Genomic DNA, 1,434 nt, shown 5'->3' on the forward strand with positions numbered 1-1,434 from the left:
ACGGCTTGACTCACGAAAAGTGCCCGCGAAACGCCCTCGGTGCCTCACATAAGAATGCCCGCGAAACGGTGACCGTCGTCAGGCATGGGAAGTGGGTTGTCGATGACGTCTCGGGCCGAGATCACCACCAGGTACGCCAGGGCGTATGTGAAGGCCTGCAAGAAGGACAGGGGATGGATTCTGGATCAGGTGGTCGAGGTGACCGGGTGGTCGCGCGACAATGCCCGGCGAAGGCTTACCGCAGCGGCGATGCGGCCACCGGGGCCGGGGCGCGGTGTGGCGAAGCGGCCCCGCAAGCCTCGGGCTGTGAAGTATTCCTATGACGCGCTCAAGGTGCTGCAAAGGGTTTGGGCCGCCTCGGGTGGGCAGTGCGGGAAGTATCTGGCTGCTTCGATGCGGCTGCAGCTTGACGGGCTAGAACGCCACGACGAGCTGGCCTTTGGCCGTGACCGCTACAGCCCGGCCGTGCGTGAGGAGTTGCTGAAGATGAGCGCGGCGACGATTGACCGCTACCTGGCGCCGGCGAAGGCCAAGGGCCAGATCAGTGGTGTGTCGACGACGAAACCCTCACCGCTGCTGCGGAATTCGATCAAGATCCGTAAGGCAGGCGATGAAGTAGAAGACGAACCTGGCTTCTTCGAGGGCGATACGGTCGCGCATTGCGGCCCAACACTGAAAGGTGAGTTCGCCCGCACCCTCAACCTCACCGATGTACATATCGGCTGGGTATTCACCCGCACCGTGCGCAACAACGCCAACACCCACATCCTGGCCGGACTGAAAGCAGGGTTTCATGAGATACCTTACGAAGTAACAGGTTTGGATTTTGACAACGGCACCGAGTTCCTGAACAAGGCCGTCATCAAGTGGGCCGCACAGATGGAGATCTTCTTCACCCGCTCGCGGCCCTACAAGAAGAACGACCAGGCCACCATCGAATCCAAGAACAACCATCTGGTGCGCAAATACGCGTTCTACTACCGCTACGACACCCCTGAAGAACAAGCCGTGCTCAACCGGCTGTGGCCACTGGTCAACGACCGGCTCAACTACCTGACCCCGACCATCAAACCCATCGGATATGCCAGCAGCGGTGACGGCCGGCGCCGACGCCGCTACGACACCCCGCAGACCCCATTCGACCGGCTCCTGGCCGCCGGCGTCCTTTCACCAGCACAGCAGGCCGAACTGATCGCCTACCGCGACAGCCTCAACCCCGCCAAAATCGGCCGCGAGATCGCCGACCTGCAGAACCGGCTTCTCCTGCTGGCCAAGGAAAAAACCGAGCAGCTCTACCTCGCCAGCATCCCCACCGCCCTACCCAACATCCGCAAAGGCATCCGGACCAAGGCCGGCTGACCCAGCCCGTTTCGCGGGCATTTTTATGTGAGGCATGGATCAATTTTCGCGGGCATATTTACATGAGGCATCACG

Annotated in this window: 1 protein-coding gene; it reads left to right on the plus strand. The window is 61.3% G+C overall.

The window, feature by feature from the left end:
• Positions 1-102 precede the first annotated feature (102 nt).
• Positions 103-1,359: a DDE-type integrase/transposase/recombinase gene (locus tag AO501_RS14960; RefSeq protein ID WP_174900780.1), complete on the plus strand. Its 1,257-nt coding sequence runs from the start codon at positions 103-105 to the stop codon at positions 1,357-1,359.
• Positions 1,360-1,434: the final 75 nt, after the last annotated feature.

Origin of the sequence: Mycobacterium gordonae, assembly GCF_001417955.2 — a bacterium.
Taxonomy (GTDB): domain Bacteria; phylum Actinomycetota; class Actinomycetes; order Mycobacteriales; family Mycobacteriaceae; genus Mycobacterium; species Mycobacterium gordonae_B.

Excerpts from the sequence above, each read along its gene's own strand:
- AO501_RS14960 (WP_174900780.1), top strand. The coding sequence starts at position 103 with ATGACGTCTCGGGCCGAGATCACCACCAGGTACGCCAGGGCGTATGTG.